The 14790-nt window shown below is 71.3% G+C and carries 8 protein-coding genes; 1 reads left to right on the top strand and 7 read right to left on the bottom strand.

What is annotated here, in order from left to right:
* Nucleotides 1-118: 118 nt before the first annotated feature.
* The 4 genes from ACFYY1_RS17150 to ACFYY1_RS17135 form a co-directional block, all read right to left on the bottom strand.
* Nucleotides 119-1027: a dihydrodipicolinate synthase family protein gene (locus tag ACFYY1_RS17150; protein ID WP_388585817.1), complete on the bottom strand. Its 909-nt coding sequence runs from the start codon at nucleotides 1025-1027 to the stop codon at nucleotides 119-121.
* Nucleotides 1028-1206: 179 nt separating this feature from the next.
* Nucleotides 1207-2712 carry an NAD(P)/FAD-dependent oxidoreductase gene (locus ACFYY1_RS17145; protein WP_388585815.1) on the bottom strand — a complete coding sequence of 502 codons (1506 nt, stop codon included), beginning with the start codon at nucleotides 2710-2712 and terminating at the stop codon, nucleotides 1207-1209.
* On the bottom strand, nucleotides 2693-3019 hold the full coding sequence (locus ACFYY1_RS17140; RefSeq protein ID WP_388585814.1) for a (2Fe-2S)-binding protein: 327 nt from the start codon (nucleotides 3017-3019) through the stop codon (nucleotides 2693-2695). The genes ACFYY1_RS17145 and ACFYY1_RS17140 overlap by 20 nt, the downstream gene beginning before the upstream one ends.
* Before the next feature lie 40 nt (nucleotides 3020-3059).
* Nucleotides 3060-4262 carry an NAD(P)/FAD-dependent oxidoreductase gene (locus tag ACFYY1_RS17135; protein WP_388585812.1) on the bottom strand — a complete coding sequence of 401 codons (1203 nt, stop codon included), beginning with the start codon at nucleotides 4260-4262 and terminating at the stop codon, nucleotides 3060-3062.
* A 154-nt stretch (nucleotides 4263-4416) separates the two neighbouring features.
* Between ACFYY1_RS17135 and ACFYY1_RS17130 the strand changes: the two genes are divergently transcribed.
* Nucleotides 4417-7542, top strand: coding sequence for an alpha-mannosidase (locus tag ACFYY1_RS17130; protein ID WP_388585809.1), 3126 nt, complete (start codon nucleotides 4417-4419; stop codon nucleotides 7540-7542).
* A 145-nt stretch (nucleotides 7543-7687) separates the two neighbouring features.
* Here ACFYY1_RS17130 and ACFYY1_RS17125 read toward each other — a convergent pair whose 3' ends face one another.
* From ACFYY1_RS17125 to ACFYY1_RS17115, 3 genes are all read right to left on the bottom strand, one after another.
* On the bottom strand, nucleotides 7688-9430 hold the full coding sequence (locus ACFYY1_RS17125; RefSeq protein WP_388585806.1) for a pyruvate dehydrogenase: 1743 nt from the start codon (nucleotides 9428-9430) through the stop codon (nucleotides 7688-7690).
* A gap of 66 nt (nucleotides 9431-9496) precedes the next feature.
* Nucleotides 9497-10822, bottom strand: a complete 1326-nt coding sequence (locus ACFYY1_RS17120; protein ID WP_388585805.1) for a protein phosphatase 2C domain-containing protein — start codon at nucleotides 10820-10822, stop codon at nucleotides 9497-9499.
* A 128-nt stretch (nucleotides 10823-10950) separates the two neighbouring features.
* Complete coding sequence (locus ACFYY1_RS17115) at nucleotides 10951-14721, bottom strand: S8 family serine peptidase (RefSeq protein ID WP_388585803.1); 3771 nt, start codon at nucleotides 14719-14721, stop codon at nucleotides 10951-10953.
* Nucleotides 14722-14790: the final 69 nt, after the last annotated feature.

Genomic DNA, 14790 nt, shown 5'->3' with positions numbered 1-14790 from the left:
GGGCCGGGCAGCGCCAGGACTGTGCAGACCCTGGCGCGGGCAGAGCCGGGACCGGGCGGAGCCGGGACCGGGCAGGGCCTGGCGCGGCTCAGCCCGGTCGTACGGGCGGGTGCCGGTGTCAGTGCAGGCCCTCGGCAAGTGCCTTCTCCGTCGCGGCGCGTACGGCGGCGGCGTCTTCGGCGGGGAGCGGGAACCGCGGCGGCCTGGTACGGCCGCCGTGGCGTCCGGCGACGTCCATGGACGCCTTGATGGCCTGGACGAACTCCGGCTTCGAGTCCCACCTCAGCAGCTCGTGCAGTTCCCGGTACAGCGGCAGGGCCGTTGCCATGTCACCGGTGACAGCGGCCCGGTACAGATCCACGCAGCAGGACGGCAACATGTTCGGGCAGCCCGCGATCCACCCGACGGCACCGGCGAGTGCCAGCTCCAGCAGTACGTCGTCGGCGCCCACGAGCAGGTCGAGACCGGGCGCCCGTTCGGCGATCTCGTACGCCCTGCGGACGTCGCCGGTGAACTCCTTGACGGCCACGATGCTGCCGTCCTGGTGGAGGCGGGCAAGCAGGTCCGGAGTCAGATCGACCTTGGTGTCGTACGGGTTGTTGTACGCGACGACCGGCACCCCGACTTCGGCCACGTCGGCGTAGTGGGCGCGCACCGCCGCCTCGTCGCAGCGGTAGCCGTTGGGCGGCAGAAGGAGTACGGAACCGGCGCCCGCCTCGGCGGCCCGTTCCGCCCAGCGCCTCGACTCCGCACTGCCGTACGCGGAGACGCCCGGCATGACGCGGCTGCCGTCACCCGCGGCTTCGACGGCGACCCGGACGATCTCGTCGCGTTCGCTGTCGGTCAGGGTCTGGTACTCCCCCAGTGAGCCGTTGGGCACCACTCCGTCGCAGCCCGCCTCGATGAGCTGGCGCACATGGGTGGCGTAGGCGTCGTAGTCGATGGTGCAGTCGTCGCGCAGGGTGATCGGGGTGGCGACCATGACCCCGTGCCAGGGGCGGGTGCGCGAGTCGGTGTTCGTCTGCATCGTGGCTCCTTGAGAGGTGTGACATGTCACGGTGTGGCGGACAGAGGAAGGACAGCGGAAAGACGGAGGACGGTCGGTGGACGCGACGTTCCGGCGGAATGCGGGAAACCTGTCGCGGCGTGCCGCCGGACTCCGAGTCGAGAAGTCAGGAAGTCGAGAAGTCGAGAACCGGCCGCGGCCTACCCGGGGCCGGACAGGTCGGCGAGCGTGGAGAGCTTCACGGGGCAGGCCAGTGGGCGCCGGTCCGGGCCGCCCGGCTCCTGCCCGTCGCCGTGCCCGGTGCCGTGCCCGGTGCCGTGCCCGTCGCCGTGCGCGGCGGCCAGTTCACGGACGGCGAATCCGCACGTCCGGCCCTGGCACCACCCCATTCCGGCCCGGGTGAGCAGTTTGACGGTCCTGGTGTCACCGGCTCCCAGCTCCTCGCACGCCGTACGGATACGGCCAGCGGTGACCTCTTCGCAGCGGCAGACCTCCGTGTCGCCGGTCAGCCACTCGCTCCAGCCGGGCCCCGGCCGGTGCACGGTCCCCATCAGCGCGGCGAAGGCCCGCAGCCGGCGGCGGGAGCGGCGCAGCGCGACGGCTCTGCGCGCGTCCTGCCGCCGTACCCCGCCCCGTACCTCACGAGCGATGGAAAGTGCGGCCAACTCACCTTCGTACAGGGCGAGTTCAACACCTCCGACACCACCGGTCTCGCCGGCCGCCCAGATCCCGGGGACGGTGGTCCTGAGCTGTTCGTCGAGGGTGACCGCGTGTGTGCCGTCGGGGCCCGTACGCGTACCGCAGCCGGCCGCCACGGCGAGTTCGAGCTGTGGCACGAGCCCATGTCCCACGGCGAGCGCGTCGCAGGCGATCCGGCGGCCGGTCCCCGCGACGGGGCGCCATCGACGGTCCACCCTGCTGACGGTCACCGCCTCCACCCGCTCGTCGCCGTGCACCTCGGTGACCGCCCGGTGGCCGAGCACCCGGACCCGGGCACGGGCCAGCTCCGCCCCGAAGCGGGCCGCTTCCGCCGCCTTGCCGGGGTTGGCGGCCAGCACCCGGGGAGCACGGGCGTACGCCCCGTATCCGGCGGCCTCGACCAGTGCCGGCACGCGCGCCCCCGCACGCGTCAGCGAGACGGCGACCGCCTGCAGCAGCGGCCCGCTGCCCGCGACCACGATGCGGCGCCCCGGCAACGCCAGCCCGGACTTGAGCATGGCCTGGGCCCCCGCCGCGCCCACCACTCCCGGCAGGGTCCAGCCCGGGAAGGGCAGTTGGCGCTCGTGGGCGCCCGTCGCCAGGATCATCCGGCGGGCCCGGATGGCGGTACGGGCCTCGTCCTCGGCCTCCCCGGTGACCGCGTGCAGGATCCAGTCCCCGTCACCGGTTCGTTCGACCGTCCACACCTGGTGGCGGGTGAGGTGGCGGATCGCGCCGGTGTCGCGGTGCGCGGCCAGCCGTGCGGAGAGTTCCGTGAAGGCGTGCCAGTGGTGGTGCAGGGCCTCGGGCCGGGTGGCGCCGAGCCCGTCGGCCAGGCTGCGGTAGTACTGCCCGCCGGGGGCGTCGGCCGCGTCCAGCAGGATCACGTCGAGCCCGTGGTCGGCGGCGGTGACGGCTGCGGCCAGGCCCGCCGGTCCCGCGCCCACCACGGCGATCGCGGCGCGGTCGGTCTCCCGCGCCCGGGGCTCATCCGTCGAGTGCGGCATGCCCGTCGCCCTCCTGCGTGGTGATGACGTCGCCCGGTCCCGCGGGCAGCAGGCAGGCACGCTGGTTGGGCCGGCCGTTGACGGTGGCCAGGCAGTCGTAGCAGGCGCCGATGGAGCAGAAGGCACCCCGCGGGCGGCCGTTGACCCGGGTGGTGCGCCAGGTCAGGATGCCCGCCGCCCAGAGTGCGGCGGCGATGGTCTGGCCCGGCAGTCCGCGGATCGGGCGGCCGTCGAAGGTCAGCTGGAACTCCGGTTCGGGCGCGGCCCCGACGAGTTCGGCGGGGGTACGTGCGCGGGTGCGTCTCACTGGGTCCTCTCCTGGGGCACGGGCGCCCCGCTCTCCACCGTCATGTGACATCGCAGGTGGGATCACCTGTGGCATCACCTGTGACATGGCATGTGGCATCGAACCGGTCGGGGGCGAACGGTCCGAGATCGAGTGCGGGCCGCTCCCCCCGGATCGCGTCGGCGATCAGCCGTCCGGTCACGGGCGCCAGTCCGATCCCGGCCCCCTCGTGGCCGCAGGCGTGGAAGAGCCCCGGCACACGGGGGTCCGGTCCGATCGCGGGGAGGTGATCGGGCAGGTAGGGGCGGAATCCGTGGTAGGCGCGCATCACCCGCACGTCGGCGAGTACGGGAAAGAGCGCTGCGGCCCCGGCCGCCAGCCGGGCCACCGCCGGAACGGACAACGTCCGGTCGAAGCCGACCCGTTCGCGGCTCGCCCCGATGAGCACCGGCCCCGAGGGCGTGCCCTCCACCACCGGCGAGGTCTGGAGCGCCGCGGACCCGCTGGACACGTCGCCCACGTACTCCGCGGCGTAGACCTTGTGCCGGATCAGCCGGGGCAGTGGTTCGGTGACCAGTACGAACCCTCTGCGGGGCAGGACCGGCAGGTTCACCCCGGCCAGTGCGGCCAGGTCGCCTCCCCAGGTGCCCGCCGCGTTGACCACGACGGGGGCGCACAGTTCGCCCCTTGTCGTGCGTACCCCGCGTACGGCGCCCTCCCGGTCCCTGAGTATCCCGACCACTTCCTCCCCCGGGCACACGAGCGCACCGGAACGGACAGCCGAACGCAGCAACTCGGCTGCGGCCAGGGCTGGTTGGACCTGAGCGTCCTGCGGGTAGTGGCAGCCGCCGGCCAGGTCCGGTGCGAGGTGGGGCTCGATGTCGCGGAGCCGGTCGGATGCGAGGTGGTGCGCCTCGACACCCGCCGCCCGCTGACCGGCGGCGGTCGCGGACAGGGTGGTCAGGGACTCCTCGGAGGCGGCGACGACCACGCCGCCCTTGAGCTCGTACTCGATTTCAGGGGGCAGCTCCTCGGCCAGTTGCCGCCACAACGCGGCGGAGAGCAGGGCCAGTTCCAACTCCGGTCCAGGCACTTTGTCGGAGACCAGGAGGTTGCCCTCGCCAGCTCCGGTAGTGCCGCCGGAGACCGGCCCGCGGTCGACGACGGCTACGGACAGTCCGGACCGGGAGGTGTAGTGGGCGCAGGCGGCACCGACCATTCCGGCCCCGACGATGACGACATCCACGGGGTGTCTCGTGAGCACGGCAGTAATATGTCACATTGCTCAAGGGTCGCCAAGGGTGCGCACAGGGCCAGTTGATCAGTCATCACCCCGCCGCACCGCCCGCAGGGATGCCGGATCGGCCGGCGGGGAAGTGGAGCCATGAAACCCGCAGGCACCGACCCCTGGAGCCGTGATGCACGACGACCGCACCCTGGTGGAGGACCGGCTCGAACGCGCCCTTCACCAGTTCATCCGCCCCGCCCAGTACCCGGACCGCACCCCGCTCGCGCTCTCGGTCCGGCACATCACCGGCGAACCCGTTCCGGTGGCCCAGGTCCTCCAGGAGCCGTTCGAGCCGTTCTGCACCGGCACCGAGTGGGGGAAGCCCTGGTCGACCAGCTGGTTCCGGCTGGAGGGGACCGTGCCGTCGCAGTGGGCCGGGCGGCGGGTCGAGGTGGTCGTGGACCCCGGTTTCTCCGGTCAGGGGCCGGGGTTCCAGGCCGAGGGCATGCTGTACGACCTCGCGGGCGTCCCCATCAAGGGCATCCATCCGCGCAATCGCCATCTGACGGTGGCCTCCCCCGCGGTGGGCGGCGAGCCGGTCTCGCTGCTGCTGGAGGCGGCGGCCAACCCCGCCGTGCTGGAGCACGGCTTCGTGCCGACACCGCTCGGGGACGTGACGACGGCGGGTGACCGGCCGCTCCACCGGTTCGCCTCCGCGGAGCTGGCGCTGCTGGACGAGGAGGTCTGGCACCTGGTCCTGGACATCGAGGTGCTCTCCGAGCTGATGCGGGAGCTGCCCGTCGAGCGTTCCCGGCGCCACGAGATCCTGCGCTCGCTGGAGCGCATGCTCGACGCGCTGGATCTGCACGACGTGCCGGGCACGGCGCGGGCCGGCCGGGACGAGCTGACCGAAGCGCTGTCCCGCCCCGCCGCGGCGAGCGCGCACCGGATCTCGGCCGTCGGTCATGCGCACATCGACTCGGCGTGGCTGTGGCCGCTGCGCGAGACGGTGCGCAAGGCCTCGCGCACCTTCGCCAATGTCACCGCGCTGGCCCAGGACTACCCGGAGCTGGTCTTCGCAGCCTCGCAGGCCCAGCAGTACGCCTGGGTGAAGGAGCACCAGCCGCACATCTGGGAGCGGATCAAGCGGGCCGTGACGGACGGGCAGTGGGTGCCCGTGGGGTCGATGTGGGTGGAGTCCGATGCCAATATGCCCGGTGGCGAGGCGCTGGCCCGGCAGCTCGTGCACGGCAAGAGGTTCTTCGAGCAGGAGCTGGGGGTGGATACCGAGGAGATCTGGCTGCCGGACTCCTTCGGCTACACGGCCGCCTTCCCGCAGCTGGCCCGGCTGGCGGGGGTGAAGTGGTTCCTGACCCAGAAGCTGTCCTGGAACCAGAGCAATAAAATGCCACATCACACCTTCTGGTGGGAGGGCATCGACGGGACCAGGGTCTTCACCCACTTCCCGCCCGTGGACACGTACAACGCCCAGTTCCATGGCGGCGAACTCGCCCACGCCGAACGCAACTTCGCCGAGAAAGGGCTCGCAACCCGCTCCCTCGCCCCGTTCGGCTGGGGCGACGGCGGGGGCGGGCCCACCCGCGAGATGCTGGAGAAGGCGCGCAGGCTCAAGGGCCTGGAGGGTTCACCAAGGGTCGCCATCGAGCGGCCGACGGCGTTCTTCGCGGCGGCCGAGGAGGAGTACGGGGAGCAGGCTCCGGTCTGGTCGGGCGAGCTCTACCTGGAGCTGCACCGGGCCACGTACACCACCCAGGCCAAGACCAAACAAGGCAACCGCCGCAGCGAACACCTGCTCCGCGAGGCCGAGTTGTGGGCCACGGCAGCGGCTCTGCGCAACCTCGGCCGCGATCAGCGCTACGCATATCCCTACGAGGCCCTGGACCGGCTGTGGAAGACGGTCCTGCTGCATCAGTTCCACGACATCCTGCCCGGCTCGTCGATCGCCTGGGTGCACCGCGAGGCCCGCGAGACCTATGAGCGGGTACGTGCGGAACTGGCGGATCTGGTGGCGGACGCGGTGGCGGCACTGGGCGGCGCCCAGGGTCTGGTGGCGCTCAACTCCGCCCCGTACCAACGCCGCGAAGTGGTCGAGCTGGACGCGGCGGCGAGCGCGGTGCTGCCCTCCGCCGCGCGGGTGCAGCACCTGGGCGGCGGCCGCACGGCGGTACTGGCCGGCGCACCGGGGCTCGGCGCGGGTCCACTGGACGGTTCGGCGGTACCGGAGCACCCCGTCCGCTCGACCCGTACCGCGAACGAGGGGATCGTGCTCGACAACGGTCTGCTGCGCGTGGTGGTCGACGGCGACGGACTGATCGCCTCCGTCCGCGATCTCGGCGCGGGGCGGGACGTCCTCGTCCCCGGCCACCGGGCCAACCTCCTCCAGCTGCACCCCGATCACCCCAACCACTGGGACGCCTGGGACATCGACCGGCACTACCGCCGCTCCCGGACCGATCTGACCGACGCCGACTCCGTCGAACTGGTGGAGGAGGGCCCGCTGCGGGCGGCGGTCCGTGTCCGGCGGTCCTTCGGGCAGTCACATGTCACACAGGACATCCGGCTGGGCGCGGGCAGCCGCCGGATCGACATCGACACCGAGGTCGACTGGCGGGAGTCGGAGAAGGTCCTGAAGGCGGCGTTCCCGCTCGATGTACACGCCGAACGCTCCACATCCGAGATCCAGTTCGGCCACATCCATCGCCCGACGCACGACAACACCGGCTGGGACGCCGCCCGTTTCGAGATCTGTGCCCACCGCTGGCTGCGGGTCGCCGAGCCGGGGTACGGCGTCACATTGCTCAACGACTCGACGTACGGGCACGACGTGACCCGGACCCCGCACGGTTCGGGCCTCGGCACGACCGTACGGCTCACGCTGCTGCGCGCCCCGCACAGCCCCGACCCGGAGACCGACCTCGGCCGGCACCGGTTCGGCTACGCGCTGGCGCCGGGCGGCGAGATCACCGACGCGGTACGGGAGGGGCTCGCGCTCAACCTGCCGCTACGGGCAGCGGTGGCGCCTGCCGTGCCGTCGCTGGTCGAGGCGGGGCATCCGGCGGTCACGGTCGAGTCGGTGAAGCTCGCCGAGGACCGCAGCGGCGATGTGATCGTGCGGCTGTACGAGTCGGCGGGCGGTCGCGCCGGCACCACGCTGCGGGTCGGCTTCCCCGTCGTCCGGGCCGTGGTCACCGACCTGTTGGAACGGCCGCTGCGCGAGGCGGAGACCGACGAGCACGGTCTCGTACTGTCGCTGCGGCCGTTCCAGATCCTGACACTGCGGCTGACCCCGGCCTGAGACTGCGGTGGGCCCGGCCTGGCTCTGCGGTCGTCCCCGGCCTGAGACTGCGGTGGGCCCCGGCCTGAGGCGGCGACCGACCCCGGCCTGGCACTGCGGTCGTCCCCGCCCTGATCGGGGCCTGATCCGGCCGCGAGGGGCCGGATCAGGGGCGGGGCACGTTCCGCAGGTTGGAGCGGGCCATCTGGACCATCCGGCCCACTCCCCCGTCCAGCACGATCTTGCTCGCGGAGAGCGCGAAACCGGTCACCATCTCGGCGCTGATCTTCGGCGGGATGGAGAGGGCGTTGGGGTCGGTGACGACATCGACGAGCGCCGGGCCCTTGTGCTTGAAGGCGTCCTTGAGGGCGCCTTCAAGCTGCTTGGGCTTCTCCACCCGTACTCCGTACGCCCCACAGGCTCGGGCGATGGCGGCGAAGTCGGGGTTCTTGTTGGTCGTCCCGAACGACGGCAGGCCCGCGACCAGCATCTCCAGCTCGACCATGCTCAGCGACGAGTTGTTGAACAGTACGACCTTCACCGGCAGGTCGTACTGCACCAAGGTCAGGAAGTCCCCCATCAGCATGGTGAATCCGCCGTCGCCGGACATCGAGACCACCTGGCGGTCCCGGTCGGTGAACTGGGCGCCGATGGCCTGCGGGAGCGCGTTGGCCATCGAGCCGTGGCTGAACGATCCGATGACACGGCGTTTGCCGTTGGGGGAGAGATACCGTGCGGCCCAAACATTGCACATGCCGGTGTCCACGGTGAACACGGCGTCGTCGTCGGCCAGTTCGTCCAGCACCGAGGCGACGTACTCCGGATGGATCGGGACGTGCTTCTCGACCTTGCGGGTGTACGCCTTGATCACGCCCTCCAGCGCGTCGGCGTGCTTCTTCAGCATCCGGTCGAGGAACTTGCGGTCGGACTTGACCTTCACCTGCGGGGTCAGACAGCGCAGGGTCTCGCGGACATCTCCCCAGACGGCCAGATCCAGCTTGGAGCGGCGGCCAAGGTGCTCGGGGCGCACATCGACCTGGACGATCTTCACATCGGTCGGAAGGAAGGCGTTGTACGGGAAGTCGGTGCCGAGCAGGATGAGGAGATCACATTCGTTGGTCGCCTCGTAGGCGGCACCGTAGCCGAGCAGTCCGCTCATCCCGACGTCGTACGGGTTGTCGTACTGGATCCACTCCTTGCCGCGCAGCGCGTGCCCGACCGGGGCCTTCACCCGTTCGGCGAACTCCATCACCTCGGCGTGGGCGCCGGCCGTTCCGCTGCCGCAGAACAATGTCACACGTTTCGCCTCGTCGACCATCCGGCGGAGCTTGTCGATCTCCTCGTCACCGGGCCGCACCGTCGGCCGCGAGGTGACCAGTGCGTGCTCGATGGTCTTCTCCGGGGCGGGCTGCGATGCGATGTCACCCGGCATCGTGACGACGCTGACCCCGCCCCGGCCGATCGCGTGCTGAATGGCCGTCTGGAGCAGCCGGGGCATCTGCTGCGGATTGGAGATCATCTCGTTGTAGTGGCTGCACTCCTGGAAGAGCAGCTCCGGGTGGGTCTCCTGGAAGTAGCCGAGTCCGATCTCGCTCGACGGGATGTGCGAGGCGAGGGCGAGCACGGGGGCCATGGAGCGGTGGGCGTCGTAGAGACCGTTGATGAGGTGCAGATTGCCGGGGCCGCACGAGCCGGCGCAGGCCGCCAGCGAGCCCGTGACCTGGGCCTCCGCACCGGCGGCGAAAGCGGCGGTCTCCTCGTGCCGGACCTGGATCCAGTCGATGGACCGGTTGCGGCGGATGGCGTCGACGACCGGGTTGAGGCTGTCGCCGACGACGCCGTACATACGCTTGACGCCCGCCCGGACGAGGATGTCGACGAACTGCTCCGACACGTTCTGCTTGGCCATGGGTTGCGTACCCTTTCCGCGCTTCGGCTTCCGGACTCCGCATCCATCAACCCATGACCCGCGCGGTTACGCCTCCCAGACGCCCACGCCCGTACGGTCGTCGGAGTACCCCTTCACCCGGAGCTGGGTGTCCACGAGGAACGCCACGAGCCCGGGTGCTCCTTCGGGAGCCCAGCGTCCGGCGAGTTCCTCGGCCAGGGCGGGCTCGCCGCGCAGCGGTTCGGCCAGTCCGGGGCTGCACAGCAGCAGCGTGTCTCCCGGCCGGGCGACCGAGCCCCGGAAGCGGAACGGTTCTGCGGGCGAATCGGGCGGGCCGAACGGACCCGACGGATCTGCCGGACCGGGCAGCCCCGACAGATCTGCCGGACCGGGCGGGCCGGGCGGGGCCTCGACATGGGACGGCGCGGATGTGGTGACGGCCGGATCCGTGGTGAGGCGGTCACCGTCGGGGCTGCTCTCGGCCGGCGCAGCCCCGGACCTGGGGTCCCTGCCGAGGTCACCGGCTGCCGGGACCACCGGTTCGAGGTCCTGCCAGACACCGTCGCGCAGCCGGAAGAGTCCACCGGCGCCGATCCCGAAGAAGATCCGCGTACGGCAGTCGGGATCCGCCGACAGCAGGAGGCAGCGCAGACCCGCCGTGTACTGCTGCGGCTCCACCCCCAGCTCGGCGGCGCGGGCCCGCAGCTTGCCGTACGTGCGGTCGGTGAGGCGGTGCAGTCCGGATTTGAGCTCGCCGCGGCGGCCCGCCCTTATGTCCTCGGAGAGCCGGGCGTGGCTGCGTCCGACCGCTGCGCCGATCCAGCGGCAGGCGTCGGCCGCCGCCAGATGTGCCGATTCGGTGGCGCGTGCCCCGGTGGCGACGGCGACCAGGACCAGGGCGCGTTCGTCGGTGCCGAAGCGGGCGGTGAGCAGCGCGTCGCGGCGGGGCTCGCCGCGGAACCGCGCGGAGTCCCCGCGCACGGAGGCGGCGCGCAGGGTGTACGTGCCGTAGCGGGCGCCGTCGAGCGCGGTGTCGGCGACGATGCCGTCCAGCTCCTGCGGGACGGTGGCGGGCAGCGCGGTGGGTTCGGCGTCGTAGGTGGGCGGCCGGTCACCCACATGGCCGACGGATCCCCTGTCGGCTCCCCCGCCTCCGCCCGGACCCACCGCTTCCGACGCCGAGTCGAAACGGTCGTCGAGGCTGTCGACACTGTCCGGACTGTCGACACTGTCGGAACCGTTGGCACTGTCGGGACCGTCGGCACTGGCGACACTGGCGGCACTGTCGGGACCGTTGGCACTGTCGGAGCCGTCGGCCGCGCGGCTCGTCCCGGTGCCCCGGTCGTTCTCGTCGTAGAGCCTGCGCCACCAGTCGTCCTCGTGGGCGGCGGGCTTCTCCCCCTGCTGACTCATGTTCTTTATTGTCGACCGCGGGGGCCGTACGAAAACGGGTCATCCGGAAATAGTGGCCGCGGACATGGGTCCGCCGGACGTCCCCACCCCCCACGGGAAGGACGCCCGGCGGACCGGTCAGGTCGTGATCAGCGCACGGCGTACGCGTCGTTCACGGTCTGGATGACGGAGTTGCCGTTGGCGTCCGTCAGTTCGGTCTTCAGGGTGACCGGCTTGCCGGCCGCTCCCGCGTGGTTCACGGTCGCGGTCCACCGGCCGTCCTGCTGTGCGGTGGTCGCCTCGGTCCAGGTCTTCCCGCCGTCGTAGGAGTACGAGACCTTGGCCGCGGTCAGCTTGCCGGGCGTGTAGCCGGCGTGACCGGAGACGCTCAGGCCGATCTTCTGACCGTCCTCGGCCGCGAGGGTCTTGAGCCCGTCCGAGTCCAGGTCGTAGCCCGGGAAGAGCAGCGGGATGCCCTGGGAGTACGCGTTCTCTTCCCGCTCCGAACGGAACTTCCAGGTGGTCTCGGTGCTGGTGGACCGCTTCCACACGGCGGCGGGCTGACCCAACCGGGTGGTCTGCATGGTGAGTTCGTACGCGGCGTCCTCCGCCGGGACGGTGAACACCCCGGACGGCCAGCCGGTCTCGCCGATCAGCTTGCCGCCGCTGGACAGCCTCATGTTGCCCACGTCACCGAAGGAGCCCTGCAGACCGGCGTGCTCGCTGTCGCTCCAGAAGCCCGGGGCGACGCCGATCAGGTTGTCCTGGCGCTCGGCGGCGAGCTGGAGCTTGCCGGCCACGTCACGCGGGGCGGCGGGGACGGGGATGCCCCGGTACCAGTTCTCCGTACGCTTCGAGCCTGCCGTGTAGGTGCGCGGCTGGTCGACCATCATCTCGCCCCAGGGGAAGCTGGAGGAGATGTACCGGACCCACGCGGTGTCGCCCGCCGAGTAGTACTCGGTGCGCTTGCTGGGGGCGGCGACGTAGTCGGTGACGCCGGAGAACGCACCGCCGTACGGCCGGTTGATGATCATCATGTCGACGTAGTCCGCCGCGAGGCCCATCGCCTCGTAGTTGGCCGTGACCTTGCCGAGCTTGGTGTCGCGAACCTTGTAGGTGCGGTCCGAGGTGACCGGGCCGGTCTCCGGGAAGGCCAGGTTGTAGACGAACGGGCTGACCGCGGTGGCCGTCCAGCTCAGCCGGACCGGGCCGTCGGCCAGGGCGGTCTTCAGCGCCTCGGCCTCACCGGCCTCGATGCCGAGCGCGGGCAGCGTCGACGCGGCGTAGCCGATGGACGGCTGCCAGGGTCCTGCGGAGGGACGGTGGGCGATGATGGCCTTGGCGCCCGCGGCCCTGGCGTTGCGCACCTGGGCGTAGACGTTGTTGTTGCCGTCGGCGACCTGGACCAGGGCGATCTTTCCGGCGGCGTCCGCGGCCTTCAGCTCGTCGGGGGTACCGGTTCCGGCGTCGACGAGGGCGGCCTCGCCGGTGCCGTCGAGGTTGACGGAGCCGGTGCTCGCCACCTTCGGGTGCAGTTCGACACCGCCGACGACCGACAGCTTCTCGATCTGCGGGGCGTACGCGCGCCAGAAGCTGGCGAACTCGAAGTCGCCGTCACTGGCCTTGCCCTGCACGTCGACCAGGTAGTTCCTGACCGCGGAGCCACCGGAGACGGAGCCCGCGTGCAGCCAGACATCGTCCCAGGTGCGGCCGAACGCGAGCGTCGTGGAGCGGCTCTCGGAGGCGCGGTCCTCGGTCTTCACCTGAAGCCGGTGTGCCTTGCGGGCATCCAGGACCAGGGTCGTGTCCTTGGTGACGTTCACCTGGGGCCGCGCGAGGTAGGCGACGGACTCGTCCGCGTTGCCGGTGGCGTCCTTCGGGTCGGCCGTGGTGACGAAGCCGGAGACGAAGTACGCCCCGGGGCGCACCTGGTAGACCTGATCGGTGGAGCCGTCGTTGAAGCGGCGCTCGCCCTTGGAGTCGTCGGTGCCGATGACGTCGAGCGAGGAGGAGCCCGCAGCCGGCTTGCCGGCGCCGTCGACGAGCTTGACCCGCAGCGTGACGGTCTCGGCCCCGACATACAGCGAGAACGGGGTGGAGACCCTGGCGCCGCCGGGGCCGGTGGCCAGCACGCGTCCGGTGACGTCACCGTACTGCGCGGCCTTCAGCCTGGCCGTCGGATCGATCTGCAGCGGGACCTTGACGGTGGCTCCGGCCGGGACGGTGACGGTGTTCGCACCGAGCTTCGCGACGGAGGAGCGGACGGCCGAGCCGTCGTTGCCGGTGACGCCCTGCACACTCAGCGACAGCTTCACCGGCTTGGTACCGGAGTTGGTGTAGGGGACGTCGACCGTGGTGCGGTCGGTCCGGTCCTGCGGCCAGTTGTAGGTGCCGCCCTGGATGGCGGGGGCGCCGACGACGGTGGTGTCGATGGCGGCCTTGACGTCGAGGCGGCCGCCGCCGGTCTCGCGCACGTCGCCGGGGATGTCGCTCTTCGCGGACGAGACGAGCGCCGCCTTGATCTGCTGGGCGGTCCAGTCCGGGTGACGCTGCTTCACGATGGCCGCGGCGCCCGCGACATGCGGAGTGGCCATCGACGTACCGGACATCGACTGGTACGCGTAGACGCCGCGGCCACCTGCCGCGGCGGCCGAGATGGCGACGCCGGGGGCGGTGATCTCGGGCTTGAGGGTGTGCGATCCGATGACCGGGCCGCGGCTGGAGAACTGGGCCGTGGTGTCGTCGCGGTCGACGGCCCCGACGGTCAGCACGCTCGGGGCGCAGCCGGGCGAGGAGACGGTGTTGAACGTCGGGCCCGCGTTGCCGGCCGCGATCACGAACAAGGTGCCCTTGTTCTGCGCGAGTTCCTCGGCGGCGACGCTCATCGGGTCGGTGCAGTCCGTCGGTTCGGGGCTGCCGAGGCTCATGGAGACGACATCGGCCTTCTGGTCGACGGCCCACTGCATGCCGGCGATGATCCAGGACTCGGCGCCGGAGCCGCTGTCGTTGAGGACCTTGCCCGCGAGCAGGTCGGCGCCGGGTGCGACGCCCTTCTTCTTGCCGCCGCTGGCCGCGCCGGAGCCGCCGACGGTGGAGATGGTGTGGGTGCCGTGGCCCTGGCGGTCGTCGGTGGAGTCGGAGTCGGTGAAGTTCTCCGAGGCGGCGACCCGGCCCTTGAGGTCGGGGTGTTCGGCGTCGACACCGGTGTCGAGGACGGCGACCTTGGTGCCCTTGCCGTCGTATCCGGCGGCCCAGGCGAGGTCGGCGCCGACCTGCTTCGTCGACCTGTCGAGGGTGGCCTGAACCTTGCGGTCGAGCCAGAGCTTCTTCATGCCGGAGGTCGAGAAGGAACGGGTACCCCGGGTGACGTCCGACCAGAATTCGGCGGCCTTCTCCTTCTCCGCCTTGAGGGCGAGACCGCCGATGGCGTCGAGCGCGAGTCCGCGCTTGGCGCCGCGCGGGGTGGCGAAGGTGGAGCGGGCCTGTCCCTCGCCGTACACCGCGATCAGCGGCAGCGACTTGGTGTGGGCGTCGTCGTAACCCTGCCGGATGAGGCCGGTGACATTGAAGAGCTCCTCGTCGACCTTGCCCGCGGCGAGCGCGGCGGCGGCGCTTTCGGGGTAGACATAGAGGTCCTTGCCGGACTGCCTGGTCTGCACCAGGGGAACGGTGCCGTCCTCGCGGGGCAGCGCGGTGGCCGAGTCGGCCCCCGAACTGTCCTTGCCCACCAGGATCTTGTCACCGGTGACCAGGGTCACGGTGACCGACTTGTCCTTCTTGGCTTCGGCGGCCGAACTGCCGGTCAGTGCTCTCTTCCCTGTCGCGTCGTCCTGCGGCGCTGCCGCGGACGGTGCGATCGCGGTGACGGCCAGGACGGCGGCGGTGGCCGCACCCAGCGCCGTACGCGATATCGGACGCATCGCTCTCCCCAAGTAAATCCGGAACCAATCAGCGCAAACCGCAGTCTTCCGGAGGTTGTTGGTACTTCG

The organism is Streptomyces sp. NPDC001890 (assembly GCF_042891445.1).
Classification (GTDB): Bacteria; Actinomycetota; Actinomycetes; order Streptomycetales; family Streptomycetaceae; genus Streptomyces.
The sequence above is the reverse complement of the archived record's forward strand: the minus strand, read 5'-3'. Positions and strand labels throughout refer to the sequence as shown.

Coding starts and splice junctions, on each gene's coding strand:
- ACFYY1_RS17150 (WP_388585817.1), bottom strand. CDS start 1,027: ATGCAGACGAACACCGACTCGCGCACCCGCCCCTGGCACGGGGTCATG.
- ACFYY1_RS17145 (WP_388585815.1), bottom strand. CDS start 2,712: ATGCCGCACTCGACGGATGAGCCCCGGGCGCGGGAGACCGACCGCGCC.
- ACFYY1_RS17130 (WP_388585809.1), top strand. CDS start 4,417: ATGCACGACGACCGCACCCTGGTGGAGGACCGGCTCGAACGCGCCCTT.
- ACFYY1_RS17125 (WP_388585806.1), bottom strand. CDS start 9,430: ATGGCCAAGCAGAACGTGTCGGAGCAGTTCGTCGACATCCTCGTCCGG.
- ACFYY1_RS17120 (WP_388585805.1), bottom strand. CDS start 10,822: ATGAGTCAGCAGGGGGAGAAGCCCGCCGCCCACGAGGACGACTGGTGG.
- ACFYY1_RS17115 (WP_388585803.1), bottom strand. CDS start 14,721: ATGCGTCCGATATCGCGTACGGCGCTGGGTGCGGCCACCGCCGCCGTC.